The sequence below is a fragment of the Motilimonas sp. 1_MG-2023 genome (assembly GCF_030547455.1).
Classification (GTDB): domain Bacteria; phylum Pseudomonadota; class Gammaproteobacteria; order Enterobacterales; family CBDFNC01; genus Motilimonas.
On the sequence record NZ_JAUOPX010000294.1, the window covers coordinates 1 to 235 of the forward strand.

The 235-nt window shown below is 44.3% G+C and carries 1 rRNA gene; it reads right to left on the reverse strand.

The window, feature by feature from the left end:
• Positions 1-59: 59 nt before the first annotated feature.
• Positions 60-175 (reverse strand): 5S ribosomal RNA (gene rrf / locus Q4519_RS22125).
• Positions 176-235: the final 60 nt, after the last annotated feature.

Below are 235 nucleotides of genomic sequence, written 5' to 3' on the forward strand. Positions count from 1 at the left end.
GACTAAATCCCAGCGCTAGAACTAGAAATGGCTGCCCACGGGCAGCCTTATATATTGGTGTCTGGTGATGTCCTAATCTCACATGGGGAAACCCCACACTACCATCGGCGCTGATGCGTTTCACTTCTGAGTTCGGCATGGAATCAGGTTGTACCACAGAGCTATTTTAACCAGACAAAAACGTTTTATTCGTCTTCATACGAAAAATTCCATCCTTCAGGATGTCTTTTAAATT